Below are 14,668 nucleotides of genomic sequence, written 5' to 3'. Positions count from 1 at the left end.
CTCTTGCCAACCCCGCGGTGCCGTCGGCCCGTCATGGGGCGGGACGCTATCCCAGGTGAGTCACGGGTGGATAGCGTTCGAACCGGCTTTCACCGAACCGTTACGTCCGGTGATCGGATGCACGAGGAGAGTGTTACGAGCGGCTGCCTGTCAAGGTCAACTCGGCTGAGGAGCGCCGCCGGATTCCTGTCCCTCGGCGAGGATCCGGTCTGCTACCTCGCGCATGGTCATCCGGTGATCCATCGCGGTGCGCTGGATCCATTTGAAGGCCTGCGGCTCGGTCATCGCGTACTTCGTCATCAGCTCGCCCTTGGCGCGCTCGACCGACTTGCGCGTCTCCAGCCGGTCGGTGAGGCCGGCGACCTCGGACTCCAGGGCGGCGATCTCCGAGTACCGGGAGAGGGCGATCTCGATGGCCGGCACCAGGTCGGATTTCTGGAACGGCTTGACCAGGTAGGCCATCGCGCCGGCGGCCCGGGCCCGCTCGACCAGGTCCCGCTGGCTGAACGCGGTGAGGATGACGACCGGCGCGATCCGCCCGCCGGCGATCCGCTCGGCGGCGGCCAGGCCGTCCATGATCGGCATCTTGATGTCCAGAATCACCAGGTCGGGCTTCAGCTCCTCGGCCAGCCGGACGGCCGTCTCACCGTCACCGGCCTCACCGACGACGTCGTAGCCCTCCTCGACGAGCATCTCGGCGAGATCCAACCGGATCAGGGCCTCGTCCTCGGCGATGAGCACCCGCCTGCGCTCGGCGCCAGCCTGCGTGTCGGCCACGGAACCTCTTCCCCCAAACCTCTTCTGACGCGACACCCCGGTATCTGGGTGTCACCGTCCTCAGCGTAGTAGGTAGGCTGTCTCTCGCTGAGCTTGGCATCACCGCTTCCAGCGGTGCCGCCCAATGACCTGTCCCCGTAGACCAACCGGCAGAGTCGATGGACTCAAAATCCATTCAGTGTGGGTTCGAATCCCACCGGGGACACCAGAAATACCACCTCGCGCCGCCGCTGGCGAGTCGCGCATTCATCGGTGATACGCGACACATCTCGCCGAAACATTCAGGGACGTCAGCACTGCCGTCGGGGATGGCGTGGGACACACCGGAAACACAACGCCGCGATCATCCGGGAAAAGCCTTTTCTGCGCCGGGCCGCGGCCCGGTCCGGCAATTTTCCGGTACGCGGTCACCCCGTCCGAAAAGCGTCCCATAATCGTCGGCCGGCCCTGGCCAATCTGAGCGTTCGCCCCGCCGTCGCCTGCCCCGGGTGCTGTCATGGCAGGGACAGCATCACGGGAGGCCTCATGTTGTGGTCCGGTTCCTCACCACTGACCGCCGCGCGGGCGGGCATGTGGGGGTTCCTGATGTTCGCCGGGGCCGCGTGGCTGGTCGTCGGCTGGAGCGTGCTGCGTCTGGAACCGACCGACCTGGCCCGGGTGGCCGGCCCGATCGTGCTGTTCGGCGCGGTCTGCGAGGGGCTGCGCGCACTGGCCGGCACCCGGACCTGGTGGCTGAACGCGGTGCTGACCGTGCTGTTCGCCGCGACCGGGACGGTGATGCTGCTCAGCGACGACACCGGCTGGACCACCACGGCCTCGCTGATCGGCTGGTATCTGCTGGTCCGCGGCGCCGTCGACGTGGCTGTCGGGATCATGACACGGGGCGTCGACCGGGTGTGGAGCCTGGTGGTCACGGTCGGCGTGCTGGAGACCGCCCTCGGATTCCTGGCCGCGAGCCCGCTGGCCCGCGGCGCGCAGACGATCGTGGTGATCCTCGGCGCGCTGGGGGTGTTGCGGGCGATCGCCGACCTGGTCACCGCCCTGCGGCTGCGGGAGATCGCGGCCAAGGGCCGGGACCTGCTGGAGTTGCCGCCGGAACGGGCGACCGGGCTGACCGGCTACTCCGCCGGGCACGCCGACTATGAGGGGCCCAAACACCGGGCGAGGCAGGGCGCCACCGAGTCGTTCCACGACCAGGTGGTGCGGACCACCGCCGACCTCGACAGGATGCTGGCCGAGGCCGGGATCACCGGGCCCCGGGTGCCGAAGAAGAAGGCTCCGGACATCCAGGACCTGCCGCCGGCGCCCGACACGCTGGAGGGTATCGAGAACGCCGCCGCGCCGGAGAAATCCGCCGGCGGTCACTAGGAAAGTCCCCGGCTCCGCCGGTGGTGGATCGCAAGTCGGCCGGTCGCCAGGCCGGATCCGCCACCGGCGGAGCACCAGTGGACGGGTCAGGCGCCGACGCGGCGCAACAGGCCTTCCTGGACGGCCGAGGCGATGTGCCGGCCGTCACGGGTGAACATCCGCCCGCTGGCCAGGCCACGGGAGCGGCCGGCCGACGGGCTGGCGCTGTCGTAGAGGAACCACTCGTCGGCCCGGAACGTGCGGTGGAACCAGAGCGCGTGGTCGAGGCTGGCGCCGACCACTCCACCGGGCCCCCACACCTCGCCGTGATAGGACAGCACCGCGTCCAGCAGCGACAGGTCGGAGGCGTAGGTCAGCGCGCAGGCGTGGATCAGCGGGTCGTCCGGCAACCTGCCGTCGATCCGCATCCAGACCCGCTGCTGCGGCTCGGCATCCCGGTCGCCGGGCGGCACCCAGCCGGGTTGGCCGACGTATCGCACGTCGACCGCCTGCGGGCTGGCGTTGAACGCGGCCCGCCGGCTCGGATACCGGGCCACCCAGTCACGCATGGTGGGCACGTCCTCCGGGGCGGGCACCCCGGACGGGGCCGGCTCATGGTGGTCGAGACCGTCCTCGAGCGCCTGGAACGACGCCGACATGAAGAAGATCGTCTTACCGTACTGCTGGGCGGTCGACCGGCGGACCGAGAACGAGCGCCCGTCCCGGATCGTCTCCACGTGGAAGGTGATCGGCTCGGTCGGGTCCCCGGGTCGTACGAAATAGCCGTGCAGTGAATGGACGATGCGGGCCGGATCGACGGTGCGGCCGGCGGCGACCAGCGCCTGCCCGGCGACCTGGCCGCCGAACACGCGCTGGGCACCGGTCTGCGGGCTGTCCCCGGTGAAGGTGGCCGCGTCGACCTGCTTCAGGTCGAGGATCTCCAGAAGCTGGTCGACGGCGGCCTGGCCCTGCAGAGGCTGCTGCGTCATACGGCGGACGGGTCCACGAGGGAGCCCAGCTGGTGCACGCGCAGGGTGTTGGTGGAACCCGGGGCGTTCGGCGGGGAGCCGGCCACGACGACCACGTACTCGCCCGGCTTGGCCAGGCCCAGGCCCAGCATCTTCGCGTCGACCTGGCGGAACATGTCGTCGGTGTGCTCGACGAAGTCGGTCAGGAAGGTCTCCACACCCCAGCTCAGGGCCAGCGTGTTGCGCACCTCGGAGACCGGGGTGAACGCGTAGAGCGGCAGGTCGCAGTGCAGCCGGGCGAGACGGCGCACGGTGTCGCCGGTCTGCGAGAAGGCCACCAGCGCCTTGGCGCCGATGTTGCGGGCGATCTGCGAGGCGGCGATGGTGAGCGCGCCACCGTGCGTCTTCGGGTCGTGCTGCAGCCGGGCCACGCCCAGGCCGCCGCCCTCGGTGGTGGCCACGATCTTGGCCATCGTGCTCACCGTGAGCACCGGGTACTTGCCGACGCTGGTCTCGCCGGAGAGCATCACCGCGTCGGCGCCGTCGAGCACCGCGTTGGCCACGTCGGAGGCCTCGGCGCGGGTGGGGCGGGAATTCTCGATCATCGAGTCGAGCATCTGGGTGGCGACGATGACCGGCTTCGCGTTCTCCCGGCACAGCTGCACGGCGCGCTTCTGCACCAGCGGGACCTGGTCCAGCGGCAGCTCGACCCCGAGGTCACCGCGGGCGACCATGACGCCGTCGAAGGCCAGCACGATCGCCTCCAGGTGGTCGACCGCCTCCGGCTTCTCCACCTTGGCGATCACCGGGACACGGCGGCCCTCCTCGTCCATCACCTTGTGGACGAGCTTGATGTCCTCCGGCGAGCGGACGAACGAGAGCGCGACCAGGTCGACGCCGAGCTTCAGGGCGAAGCGCAGGTCCTCCTCGTCCTTGTCGCTCATCGCCGGGACGCTGACCGCGACGTTCGGCAGCGAGACACCCTTGTTGTTGCTGACCGGGCCACCCTCGGTCACCAGGCACTGGATGTCCTTGCCGTCGACCACGCCGGTGACCTCGACGGCGACCTTGCCGTCGTCGATCAGCAGCCGGTCGCCCGCCTTGACCTCCAGCGGCAGCGGCGTGTAGGTGCAGGAGACCCGGTCCTTGGTGCCGAGGATGTCGTCGCTGGTGATGACGACCCGGTCACCGGTCTCCCAACGGTGCGGGCCGTCGGCGAACTTGCCGAGCCGGATCTTCGGACCCTGCAGGTCGGCGAGGATGGCGACCGGGCGGTCGGCCTGCGTGGCGGCGGACCGGACCAGCTCGTACATCTCCCGGTGGTTCTCCCGGGTGTCGTGGCTGAAGTTCATCCGGGCCACGTTCATGCCCGCCTCGACCAGGCCGAGCATCCGCTCGGGTGACTTGGTGGCGGGGCCCATCGTGCAGACGATTTTTACGCGGCGTGTCACGGCCATCAGGCTAGTCCTTCTCCTGGGGCGGCTCGGCGAGCGACCCCCGTCCTCGGCATGAATTGCGGGTGTCGACGGCGAGGTAAACCCGGGAAAACACGGGAACGCTACGTCGTCCGCGGGCTTCAGCGACCGCCGGACCAGCTTATCGGTCGCCTTCCGGCGACCGCCGTCACATGCCACAACACCTTTCCGGGTACGTCGATCAAGGAGCCGACCTGCACAAAGAGGCCCGTCACCCGCGCTTTCGGGTGACGGGCCGCAGTGAACGTCGACTCAGACCGACAGGGGCTGCTGGTCGGAGCGGACCGGTGCGGGCAGTTCCCCCGCCGAACCCAGGTAGTCGTGGATCGCCGACGCGGCCGACCGGCCCTCGGCGATCGCCCACACGATCAGCGACGCGCCCTTGTGCATGTCGCCGGCCACGAAGACCCCCTCGGCCCCGGTCTGCCAGCCGGCGTCCGCGTCCAGCACGTTGCGCCGGTTGCGGGTCAGCCCGAACTGGGCCAGCAGCGGCTGGTCCTCGGTGCCCTCGAAGCCGATCGCCAGCAGCACCAGGTCGGCGCGCAGCTCGCGCTCCGAACCCGGGACCACGGAGACCGTGCGGACCCCGTCGATCCGGCGCACCGACACCTCGGCCAGCCGGATCGCGACCAGGTTGCCGTCCGCGTCGCCGACGAATTCCTGGACCGCGACGCCGAAGACCCGGTCGCCACCCTCCTCGTGCGCCGCGTAGTTGCGCAGGATGACCGGCCAGGTGGGCCACGGGTCCTTGACGCCGGTGCGGAACTCCGGGGGCAGCGGGTACTGGTCGAGCTGGGTGACCGAGGCGGCGCCCTGACGGTGCGCGACGCCGAGGCAGTCCGCCCCGGTGTCGCCGCCGCCGATGATGATCACGTGCTTGCCCTTGGCGTCGATCGGCGTGGTGTCCTGCAGGCCGGCGACGATCCGGTTGGCCGGGACCAGGTGGTCCATGGCCAGGTGCACGCCGTTGAGGTGGCGGCCCGGGGTTTCCGGGGTGTCCCGGCCGGCCAGCGCGCCCGCGGCGAGCAGCACCGCGTCGTACCGCTCGCGCAGGTCGTCGGCGGTGATGTCGACACCCACCTCGACGCCGGTCTGGAACTCCACGCCCTCGGCGGACATCTGGGCGAGCCGCTCGTCGATCACGTGCTTCTCGATCTTGAAGTCCGGGATCCCGTAGCGCAGCAGGCCACCGATCCGGTCGTCCCGCTCGTAGACGGTGACCGCGTGCCCGGCCCGGGCCAGCTGCTGGGCGGCGGCCAGACCGGCCGGGCCGGAGCCGACCACCGCGACCGACTTGCCGGACGCGGCCGGCGCCGGCTGCGGCACCAGACCCCGCGCGAACGCGTGGTTCGCGATCTCGACCTCGACCTGCTTGATCGTCACCGGGTCGTCGGCGATGCCCAGCACGCAGGCCGCCTCGCACGGCGCCGGGCAGAGCCGGCCGGTGAACTCCGGGAAGTTGTTCGTGGCGTGCAGCGACTCGATCGCCGCGTCCCACGCCCCGGTGCGCACCAGGTCGTTCCAGTCCGGGATGCGGTTGCCCAGCGGGCAGCCGTCGTGACAGAACGGGATGCCGCAGTCCATGCAGCGGGTGGCCTGGTCGCGGATCAGCTCCTCGCCCGCGGGCGGGTAGACCTCTTTCCAGTCCATGATCCGCACCGGGACCGGACGCCGCCGGGGCAGCTGGCGCTCGTAGCGCAGGAAACCGTTCGGATCAGGCACCGGTGACCCCCATGACCGCCTCGTCCACGTTGTGACCGGCGGCTTCGGCGGTCCTGATCAGCTCCATCACACGCTTGTAGTCGCGCGGCACCACCGCGGTGAACCGCTCGACCGCGGCCGGCCAGTCCTTGAGCAGACGCTCGGCCACCGCCGACTCGGTCTCCGCGTGGTGCTTCTCGACCAACGAGCGCAGCGTGTCGCGCTCCTCGTCGGTCAGCGGCGCGAGGTCGACCAGCTCCGGGTTCACCAGATCCTGGAACAGGTCGAGCACGAACGCCTTGCCACCGCTCATGCCGGCCGCGAAGTTGCGCCCGATCGGGCCGAGCACCACCACCGTGCCACCGGTCATGTACTCGCAGCCGTGGTCGCCGACGCCCTCGACGACCGCGGCGCCGCCGGAGTTGCGGACGGCGAACCGTTCGCCGACGCGCCCGCGCAGGAACAGCTCGCCCGCGGTCGCTCCGTACAGGATCGTGTTTCCGGCGATGGTGTTGTCCTCCGCCGTGAACGGCGCGTCCTCGGCCGGCCGGACGATCACCCGGCCGCCGGACAGGCCCTTGGCGACGTAGTCGTTGCTGTCGCCGATCAGCCGCAGGGTGACACCGCGCGGCAGGAAGGCGCCGAACGACTGGCCACCGGTGCCCCGCAGGGTGAACTCGATGGTGTCGTCGGGCAGGCCGTTGCCGCCGTAGCGCCGGCTCACCTCGCCGCCCAGCATGGCGCCGACACTGCGCTGGTCGTTACGGGTGCGCAGCGCGGCACGGACCGGCTTGCCCTTGATCAGGGCCGGCTGGGCCAGCGCGATCAGCTCGTTGTCCAGAGCCTTCTCCAGGCCGTGGTCCTGGGCCACCACGCCGCGGCGGGCCGCGTTCTCGGGCAGCTCGGGAACGTACAGGATCGGCGCCAGGTCGAGACCCTTGGCCTTCCAGTGGTCGATCGCCTCGGTCACGTTGAGGATCTCGGCGTGCCCGATCGCCTCCTCGATGCTGCGGAAGCCCAGCTCGGCGAGGAGCTCACGGACCTCCTCGGCGAGGAAGAGGAAGAAGTTCTCGACGAACTCCGGCTTGCCGGTGAACCGCTCGCGCAGCACCGGGTTCTGCGTCGCGATGCCGACCGGACAGGTGTCCAGGTGGCAGACCCGCATCATGATGCAGCCCGAGACGATCAGCGGCGCCGTCGCGAAACCGAACTCCTCGGCTCCGAGCAGGGCCGCGACCACCACGTCCCGGCCGGTCTTGAGCTGGCCGTCGACCTGCACGGTGACCCGGTCCCGCAGCTTGTTCAGCAGCAGGGTCTGCTGCGCCTCGGCCAGGCCCAGCTCCCACGGGGTGCCGGCGTGCTTGAGCGAGTTCAGCGGGGACGCGCCGGTGCCGCCGTCGTGGCCGGAGATCAGGATGACGTCGGCCTTGAGCTTGGCGACCCCCGCCGCGACCGTGCCGACGCCGATCTCGGAGACCAGCTTGACGTGCACCCGGGAGGCCGGGTTGACCATCTTCAGGTCGTGGACCAGCTGCGCCAGGTCCTCGATCGAGTAGATGTCGTGGTGCGGCGGCGGCGAGATCAGGCCGACGCCCGGGGTGGCGTGCCGGGTCTTGGCGATCCACGGCCACACCTTGTTGCCGGGCAGCTGGCCGCCCTCGCCGGGCTTCGCGCCCTGCGCCATCTTGATCTGCAGGTCGTCCGCGTTGACGAGGTATTCGCTGGTCACACCGAAGCGGCCGGACGCGATCTGCTTGATCGCCGAGCGCCGCTCCGGGTCGTACAGGCGCTCGACGTCCTCGCCGCCCTCGCCGGTGTTCGACTTGGCGCCGAGCCGGTTCATCGCGATCGCCAGGGTCTCGTGCGACTCCGCGGAGATCGAGCCGTAGCTCATCGCGCCGGTGGAGAACCGCTTGACGATCTCGGCGGCCGGCTCGACCTCGTCGATCGGAACCGGCGTACGGTCGCTGTCGAACCGGAACAGCCCGCGCAACGAACCCGCGGCGCCGGCCAGCTCGTCGACCTTGCTGGTGTAGCGCTTGAACACGTCGTACTGCTTGCTGCGGGTGGCGTGCTGCAGCAGGAAGACGGTCTCCGGGTTGAACAGGTGGATCTCACCCTCGCGGCGCCACTGGTACTCGCCGCCGACCTCGAGGCGGCGGTGCGCCCGCTCGGCCGGGTTCGCCGGGTACGCCTTCTCGTGGCGCGCCTTGACCTCGGCGTGGATCTCGGCCAGGCCGACCCCGCCGATCCGGCCCGAGGTGCCCGCGAAATACCGCTGGAGCAGCTTGTTGTCCAGGCCGACGGCCTCGAACACCTGTGCGCCGCAGTACGAGGACACCGTGGAGATGCCCATCTTCGACATGATCTTCAGGACGCCCTTGCCGAGCGCCTTGACGTAGTTGCGGACCGCCTTGCGCGCCTCGATGCCGGCCAGCGCGCCGGTGGCGATCAGGTCGTCGACGCTCTCGAAGGCCAGGTACGGGTTGACCGCGGCCGCCCCGAAGCCGATCAGCACCGCCGCGTGGTGCACCTCGCGGCAGTCACCGGACTCCACCACCAGGGCCACCTGGGTGCGGGTCTGCTCGCGCACCAGGTGCTGGTGCACCGCGGCGGTGAGCAGCAGCGACGGGATCGGCGCCAGGTCGGCGTTGGAGTCCCGGTCGGAGAGCACCAGGATCCGGACGCCGTCCTCGATCGCCTCGGAGACGTGCCGGCAGATCTGGGTGAGCCGGGCCTTGATCCCGGCGGCGCCGTCGCGCAGCGGGTACAGGCCGGAGACCCGGACCGCCTTGAAGCCGGGCAGGTCGCCGTCCTCGTCGATGGAGAGCAGCTTGGCCAGCTCGTCGTTGTCGATCACCGGGTACGGCAGCACCACCTGACGGCAGCTGGCCGGACCGGGCTTGAGCAGGTTCGCCTCCGGGCCGATCGTGGTGCCCAGGCTGGTGACCAACTCCTCCCGGATGGCGTCCAGCGGCGGGTTGGTGACCTGCGCGAACAGCTGGTGGAAGTAGTCGAACAGCAGGCGCGGCCGGCTGGACAGCGGCGAGATCGGGGTGTCCGTGCCCATCGAGCCCAGCGGCTCCGCGCCGCTGCGGGCCATCGGGCCGACCAGGATCTTCAGCTCCTCCTCGGAGTACCCGAACACCTGCTGGCGGCGCAGCACCGAGTCGTGCGTGTAGATCACGTGCTCGCGCGGCGGCAGGTCGGCCAGCTCGATCAGCCCGGCGTGCAGCCACTCCGCGTACGGCTCGGCGGCGGCCAGCTCGGCCTTGATCTCGTCGTCGTGCGCGATCCGTCCGGCCGCGGTGTCGACCAGGAACATCTTGCCGGGCTGCAGGCGACCCTTGGCGACCACGTCGGCCGGGTCCAGGTCGATCACCCCGGCCTCGGAGCCGAGCACGACCAGGCCGTCCCGGGTGTGCCACCAGCGGCCCGGGCGCAGGCCGTTGCGGTCCAGCACCGCGCCGATCACGGTGCCGTCGGTGAAGGCGACCGCGGCGGGACCGTCCCACGGCTCCATCAGGCTCGCGTGGAAGCGGTAGAAGGCACGCCGCGCCGGGTCCATGCCCGGGTCGTTCTCCCACGCCTCCGGGATCATCATCAGCATCGCGTGCGGCAGGCTGCGACCGCCCAGGTGCAGCAGCTCCAGCACCTCGTCGAAGCTGGCCGAGTCGGACGCCTCCGGCGAGTTGATCGGGAACAGCCGCTTGATGTTGCCCGGCAGGTTAGGCGTGGACAGCAGCGCCTCGCGGGCGGCCATCCAGTTCTTGTTGCCGCGGATCGTGTTGATCTCGCCGTTGTGCGCGATCAGCCGGTACGGGTGCGCCAGCGGCCAGGACGGGAACGTGTTCGTCGAGAACCGGGAGTGCACCAGGGCGATCGCGCTGGTGACCCGCTCGTCGGTCAGGTCCGGGAAGAACTCCGGCAGCTGCTCGGGCGTGAGCATGCCCTTGAACGTGATCGTCCGCGAGGACAGCGACGGGAAGTACGCCGCGACGCCGCGCTGCGAGCTCTCCCGCTCCGCCTGCTTGCGGATGCAGAACGCCACCCGGTCCAGCTCGATGCCGGTCAGGCGCTCGCCGGCCCGCCCGGCCGGCGAGTCGACCAGCCGGTGCGCGGCCAGGAACACCTGGCGGATGGCCGGGCGCGCGTCCTCGGCGGTGGCGCCCAGATCGGCGGGGTTCACCGGGACGTCGCGCCAGCCGAGCAGATCGCCGCCCTCGACCAGGGCGTACTTCTCGAAGACTTTGATCGCCCGGGCCGCCTCATCCGGATCGGTCGGCAGGAATGCCAGACCGGTCGCGTAGGCGCCCGCCTCGGGCAGGTCGAAATCGGTGACCGCGCGGTAGAACTCGTCCGGGACCTGAATCATGATCCCGGCACCGTCGCCGGTGTTCTGCTCGGCGCCACGCGCGCCCCGGTGGTCCAGGCGGATGAGCGCCGACAGGCCTTTGGCAACCACGTCATGGCTACGACGGCCGTGAATGTCGGCAACAAAGGCCACGCCGCAGGCGTCACGCTCGAACGCCGGGTCGTACAACCCCTGGGGATGCGGATATGCCACCGGGCCTCCTGTCGTCTCTGGTGTTTCGGATCAAGGTCGGGACGACGTCGGCCCTGCAAAGTCTCTTGAGTCTACGTTAAGAGACACTGATCTCCGCCAGGTGCGGATTGATCACACCTTGCGCCGGGATCTCGGCATTGTGTGGACGAACTGAATAGCACAGCCGGACCGGCGGCCGGTAGTCTCGCGCGATGGCACGAGCGGAATCCGACCACTTCGACCGGCTCGAACAGTTCTACGATGCTTTGCCCCGGCCGTGGGCGCGGACCGAGGAGATCGGTTCCCTGGTGCTCTTCGTCCGCGACGGCGAGGGCTGGCCCTACTATGCCCGGCCCCGCCGCGGCGCGCCCACCCCCTCCGCGGCCGACCTCACCGCGGCCCGCGCCCGGCAGCGGGAGCTGGGCGTCCCGGAGTCCTTCGAGTGGGTTCACGAGACCACCCCCGACCTGCTCGCGGTGGCCCGGTCGGCCGGCCTGGAGGTGCTGCTCGCGCCGCTGCTCAGCCTCGACCCGCAGGCCCTGGTCCCGGACCTGCCGGTGCCCGGCGCGACGATCCGGCTGCTGGACCCCGACGACCCCGATCTGGCCGCCCGGCTGGCCGCCTCGCGGGCCGTCGCGCGGCTCGCCTTCGCCGCGCCGGCGTATCGCACCCCGGCCGAGGTCGCCCTGGTCATCGACGGTGCGGGCGGTACCGAACGGGATGCCGCGGCGGGCCTGGGGGTCAGCGAGGAGCAGGTGCGGCAGACGCGCGAGATGCTGGCCGGCGGGGATTACGAGATGGCGGTCGTCGAGTCGCCGGCCGAGGGCACCCTGGCCACCGGGATCAGTCAGCGGGTGGGCGACGTGGCGGAGATCGCCGGGGTGGCGACGCTGCCGGCCGCGCGCGGGCGCGGCTACGCGTCCCAGCTCACCGCGACGCTCGCCCGGAATCTGCTGGGCCGCGGCGTCGAGCTGGTCTTCCTCTCGGCGGGCGACGACGACGTGGCGCGGCTGTACACGCGGGTGGGTTTCCGGCGGATCGGGACGGCCTGCATCGCCGAACCGGCGGCGGCGCCGCTGTGATCGGGGAATGGCTCACACTTCCCAACTTCTGAGATCGATCCGCGGCTACCGGCGCGCCGCCCTCTCCCGCGGCGGCCGGGAAAACGACTGTGAAGTGGATCATTCGTCCCAGAATTCGGAAGCATAGCGGGGCTCTAGCCTAAGAATCTTCGGCCATGGCCGGCTTTGCAGCGTACGAAGTTCGGCTCTCGATCCACCTGTGGACAACCGGCTTCACGGCCCGTCGCGTTGTCCACAGGGTCCGGGCGGGCCGGACGCGAAGCGGGGATCCTGGCCGCATGGCACACACCCCTCCAGGCCACCGGTCCGGGCCGGACGACTCCGGATCAGTCCGGTGGCGACCAGTCCGACACCGGGTCGAGGGTGCGCCCCAGGATGCGGGGGCGCATGTGGTTCAGGGCGGCGTCCCGGGCCCGCAGCGCCAGCCGCCCCCGAGCCTGGACCACCGCGGACATCCGGCGGTTCTGCCGCACCACGGTCGTGGTCCGCGGCTGCCGCAGCCGGGTGTATCCGGCCATCGCCCGCAGCAGCGCCTCCCCCGGCGCGGCGTCGGCCAGCAGCGCGCGCAGGGTCGCCGCGTCCTCGAAGGCGAGGCACGCGCCCTGACCCAGGTGGTGCGGCATGGCGTGCGCGGCATCACCGATCAGCAGGACGCCGCCCGGACCACTGGGAAAGGCGTAGGTGCGGGGCAGCGGCCGCAGCTCGCGGACACCCTGCGGGACGAGCTCCTCCGGCCGGGTCAGCGACAGCAGCTCACCGACCGGCTCGTGCCAGCCGGCGAACCACCGCTGCAGCAGGGCGAGCTGGGTGGCCGGCGGCTCCGGGCGGGCCGCACCGGCCGCCGTCGCGACCCAGTAGATGCCGCCCTTGCCGGCGGCGTGCGCGCCGAGCGGGATGCTGACGAAACGGTATCCGGCGCCGAGCGTCTCGCCGCCCAGCGCCCGGCCGCCGATCAGTCGCGGCACCCGGTATCCCGGGATGACCGCCTGCCAGGCGGCGAAACCGGAACCGACCGCGACCGACTCCGGCGCCAGCGCGGCGCGGATCCGGCTGTCGATGCCGTCCGCGGCGACCAGCAGGTCGGCTTCGATCAGGGTGCGGCCGTCACCGACCGCCGGGCGGTCCCGCGGGCCGGTGCGGACCGTGGTCACCTCGAAACCGGTCCGGATCTCGGTGTCGCCGAGGCCCGCGACCAGCGCGTCGTAAAGGTCCTCCAGGTGCGCCACGGCCGGGGCCGGGCCGCCGGCGCCGGTCCGCTGGCGGGGCGGCACCAGCCACTGGCCGTCCGGGCGGCGGACGCCGCCGTCCGGCAGCGGGGCGGCCGAGGCCGACCAGGCACCGTCCGGGTCGAGCGAGTCCAGGGCACGGCGGCCGTTGGGCCAGAGGACCACGGCGGTGGGCGGGGCGGCGATCCGCTCGGCGCGCTCCACAAGCGTGACCTGCCAGCCGGTGCGCGCCAGCGCGCCGGCCGTGGCCAGACCGGCCGGTCCCGCGCCCACCACCACGGCCGTCCGCATGCGCCGCTCGCCTTTCCGCGATCCGCCGGTCAGCGGTCGCCGGCGGGGCGGTCGGCCGTTTCCACCGGCCCGGCGGGCTCCTCCGGCTCGCCCGACCTGTCCGCACGATCGACCACCGGAGCCGCCGGGGCCGCCGACGAGGCGGGCTCGTCGGCGCGGTCGACCACCGGCGTTGCCTGCGGCGCGGAGTCGTCATGACCGGCGGTGGTCTCCGGAGGGAGCACGCCGGTCTCCTGGTACGCCCGGAAACGGTCCTCGGTGACGATCTGATAGGCGACCGGCGCCTTCTTCACCGCCGGGGTGGCGTCGACGTCGACGGTGGAGACCCCGCCCTCAGCGGCGGAAGCGGCGGGGGCGGCGGCGACCGGCTCGGTGTCCGGGGCGTCGATCGGCACCGCGTACGCCCGCGGGCCACGCACCACGATGAAGTAGATCAGCGCGCCGAGGAAGACGACGATCGAGGTGAAGACGTTGAGCCGGATGCCGAAGAAGTGGTTCGCCTCGTCGGTGCGCAACGCCTCGATCCAGCAGCGGCCCGCGGTGTATGCCATCACGTACAGGGCGAAGGCCCGGCCCCGACCGAACTTGAATCTCCGGTCCAGCAGCCACACCAGGCCGCCGACGCCGAGGTCCCAGATCGCCTCGTACAGGAAGGTGGGGTGGTAGAGGTCGGGCAGCGTGATCGGCTGGCCGTCGACCTGCGAGGCGTGCCCCGGGTTGGCCGAGTCCATCTCGTGCACCTGCAGGCCCCACGGCGCGGTGGTGACCTTGCCGTACAACTCGTTGTTGAACCAGTTGCCGAACCGACCGATGGCCTGCGCGATCGGCAGGGCCGGGGCGAGCGAGTCGGCGAAGATGCTCAGCGGCAGGCCGATCTGGCGAGCCGCGATCCACGCGCCGAGCGCGCCGCCGGCCACCGCACCCCAGATGCCGAGGCCGCCCTCCCAGATGTACAGGGCGCGGACCGGGTCACCACCGGAGCCGAAGTAGTCCTGCGGCGAGGTAATCAGGTGATAGATGCGGGCGCCGATGATGCCGAACGGCACCGCCCACACCACCAGGTCCAGCGACACCCAGGGCGCGACACCCCGGTGACGCAGCCGCTGCTCCATGAGCAGGGTGCTGACGACCATGCCGGCGATGATGCAGAGCGCGTAGGCCCGGATCGGCAACGGGCCCAGGTGCCACACCGACGTGGTGGGACTGGGGATGAGGGCGAAGTTCACGGGTGCAGGCTACCGTCGCGCGACTCGTT

At 71.2% G+C, this 14,668-nt stretch carries 9 protein-coding genes and 1 tRNA gene; 3 read left to right on the top strand and 7 right to left on the bottom strand.

The features are described 5' to 3' along the window. Window positions 1-156: 156 nt before the first annotated feature. Window positions 157-777 (bottom strand): ANTAR domain-containing response regulator, encoded by a 621-nt coding sequence (locus ACSP50_RS08670; protein ID WP_014688788.1) that lies wholly within the window; start codon window positions 775-777, stop codon window positions 157-159. A 131-nt stretch (window positions 778-908) separates the two neighbouring features. Here ACSP50_RS08670 and ACSP50_RS08665 point away from each other — a divergent pair. Together ACSP50_RS08665 and ACSP50_RS08660 are read left to right on the top strand one after the other, a co-directional pair. After that, a tRNA-Leu gene (locus tag ACSP50_RS08665) sits at window positions 909-985 on the top strand. A 317-nt stretch (window positions 986-1,302) separates the two neighbouring features. Then, window positions 1,303-2,145, top strand: a complete 843-nt coding sequence (locus ACSP50_RS08660) for an HdeD family acid-resistance protein (protein WP_014688787.1) — start codon at window positions 1,303-1,305, stop codon at window positions 2,143-2,145. 86 nt (window positions 2,146-2,231) lie between these two features. On the opposite strand, the gene ACSP50_RS08655 is transcribed toward ACSP50_RS08660, so the two are convergent. The 4 genes from ACSP50_RS08655 to gltB all read right to left on the bottom strand — a co-directional run bounded on the left by ACSP50_RS08655 (window position 2,232) and on the right by gltB (window position 10,835). Then, a complete protein-coding gene (locus ACSP50_RS08655; RefSeq protein WP_014688786.1) occupies window positions 2,232-3,113 on the bottom strand; it encodes an acyl-CoA thioesterase II in 882 nt (293 codons plus the stop codon). Further along, entirely contained in the window at window positions 3,110-4,549 is a 1,440-nt protein-coding gene (gene pyk / locus ACSP50_RS08650) for a pyruvate kinase (protein WP_014688785.1), read from the bottom strand. Before pyk ends, ACSP50_RS08655 begins: the two co-directional genes overlap by 4 nt. A gap of 270 nt (window positions 4,550-4,819) precedes the next feature. Then, complete coding sequence (locus ACSP50_RS08645; protein ID WP_014688784.1) at window positions 4,820-6,289, bottom strand: glutamate synthase subunit beta; 1,470 nt, start codon at window positions 6,287-6,289, stop codon at window positions 4,820-4,822. After that, window positions 6,282-10,835: a glutamate synthase large subunit gene (gltB, locus tag ACSP50_RS08640; RefSeq protein WP_014688783.1), complete on the bottom strand. Its 4,554-nt coding sequence runs from the start codon at window positions 10,833-10,835 to the stop codon at window positions 6,282-6,284. The genes ACSP50_RS08645 and gltB overlap by 8 nt, the downstream gene beginning before the upstream one ends. A 191-nt stretch (window positions 10,836-11,026) precedes the next feature. On the opposite strand from gltB, the gene ACSP50_RS08635 reads away from it, so the two are divergent. After that, window positions 11,027-11,896 carry a GNAT family N-acetyltransferase gene (locus ACSP50_RS08635; RefSeq protein ID WP_014688782.1) on the top strand — a complete coding sequence of 290 codons (870 nt, stop codon included), beginning with the start codon at window positions 11,027-11,029 and terminating at the stop codon, window positions 11,894-11,896. A 326-nt stretch (window positions 11,897-12,222) separates the two neighbouring features. Here the strand turns inward: ACSP50_RS08635 and ACSP50_RS08630 are convergent, their stop codons facing one another. Together ACSP50_RS08630 and lgt are read right to left on the bottom strand one after the other, a co-directional pair. After that, window positions 12,223-13,413: an NAD(P)/FAD-dependent oxidoreductase gene (locus ACSP50_RS08630; RefSeq protein ID WP_014688781.1), complete on the bottom strand. Its 1,191-nt coding sequence runs from the start codon at window positions 13,411-13,413 to the stop codon at window positions 12,223-12,225. Between the two features lie 29 nt (window positions 13,414-13,442). After that, the gene (gene lgt, locus ACSP50_RS08625) at window positions 13,443-14,639 is read right to left on the bottom strand and encodes a prolipoprotein diacylglyceryl transferase (RefSeq protein ID WP_014688780.1); all 1,197 of its coding nucleotides are present in this window, start codon (window positions 14,637-14,639) and stop codon (window positions 13,443-13,445) included. Window positions 14,640-14,668 lie beyond the last annotated feature (29 nt).

The organism is Actinoplanes sp. SE50/110 (assembly GCF_900119315.1).
Taxonomy (GTDB): Bacteria; Actinomycetota; Actinomycetes; order Mycobacteriales; family Micromonosporaceae; genus Actinoplanes.
This window is presented reverse-complemented; position numbering and strand designations above follow the sequence as displayed.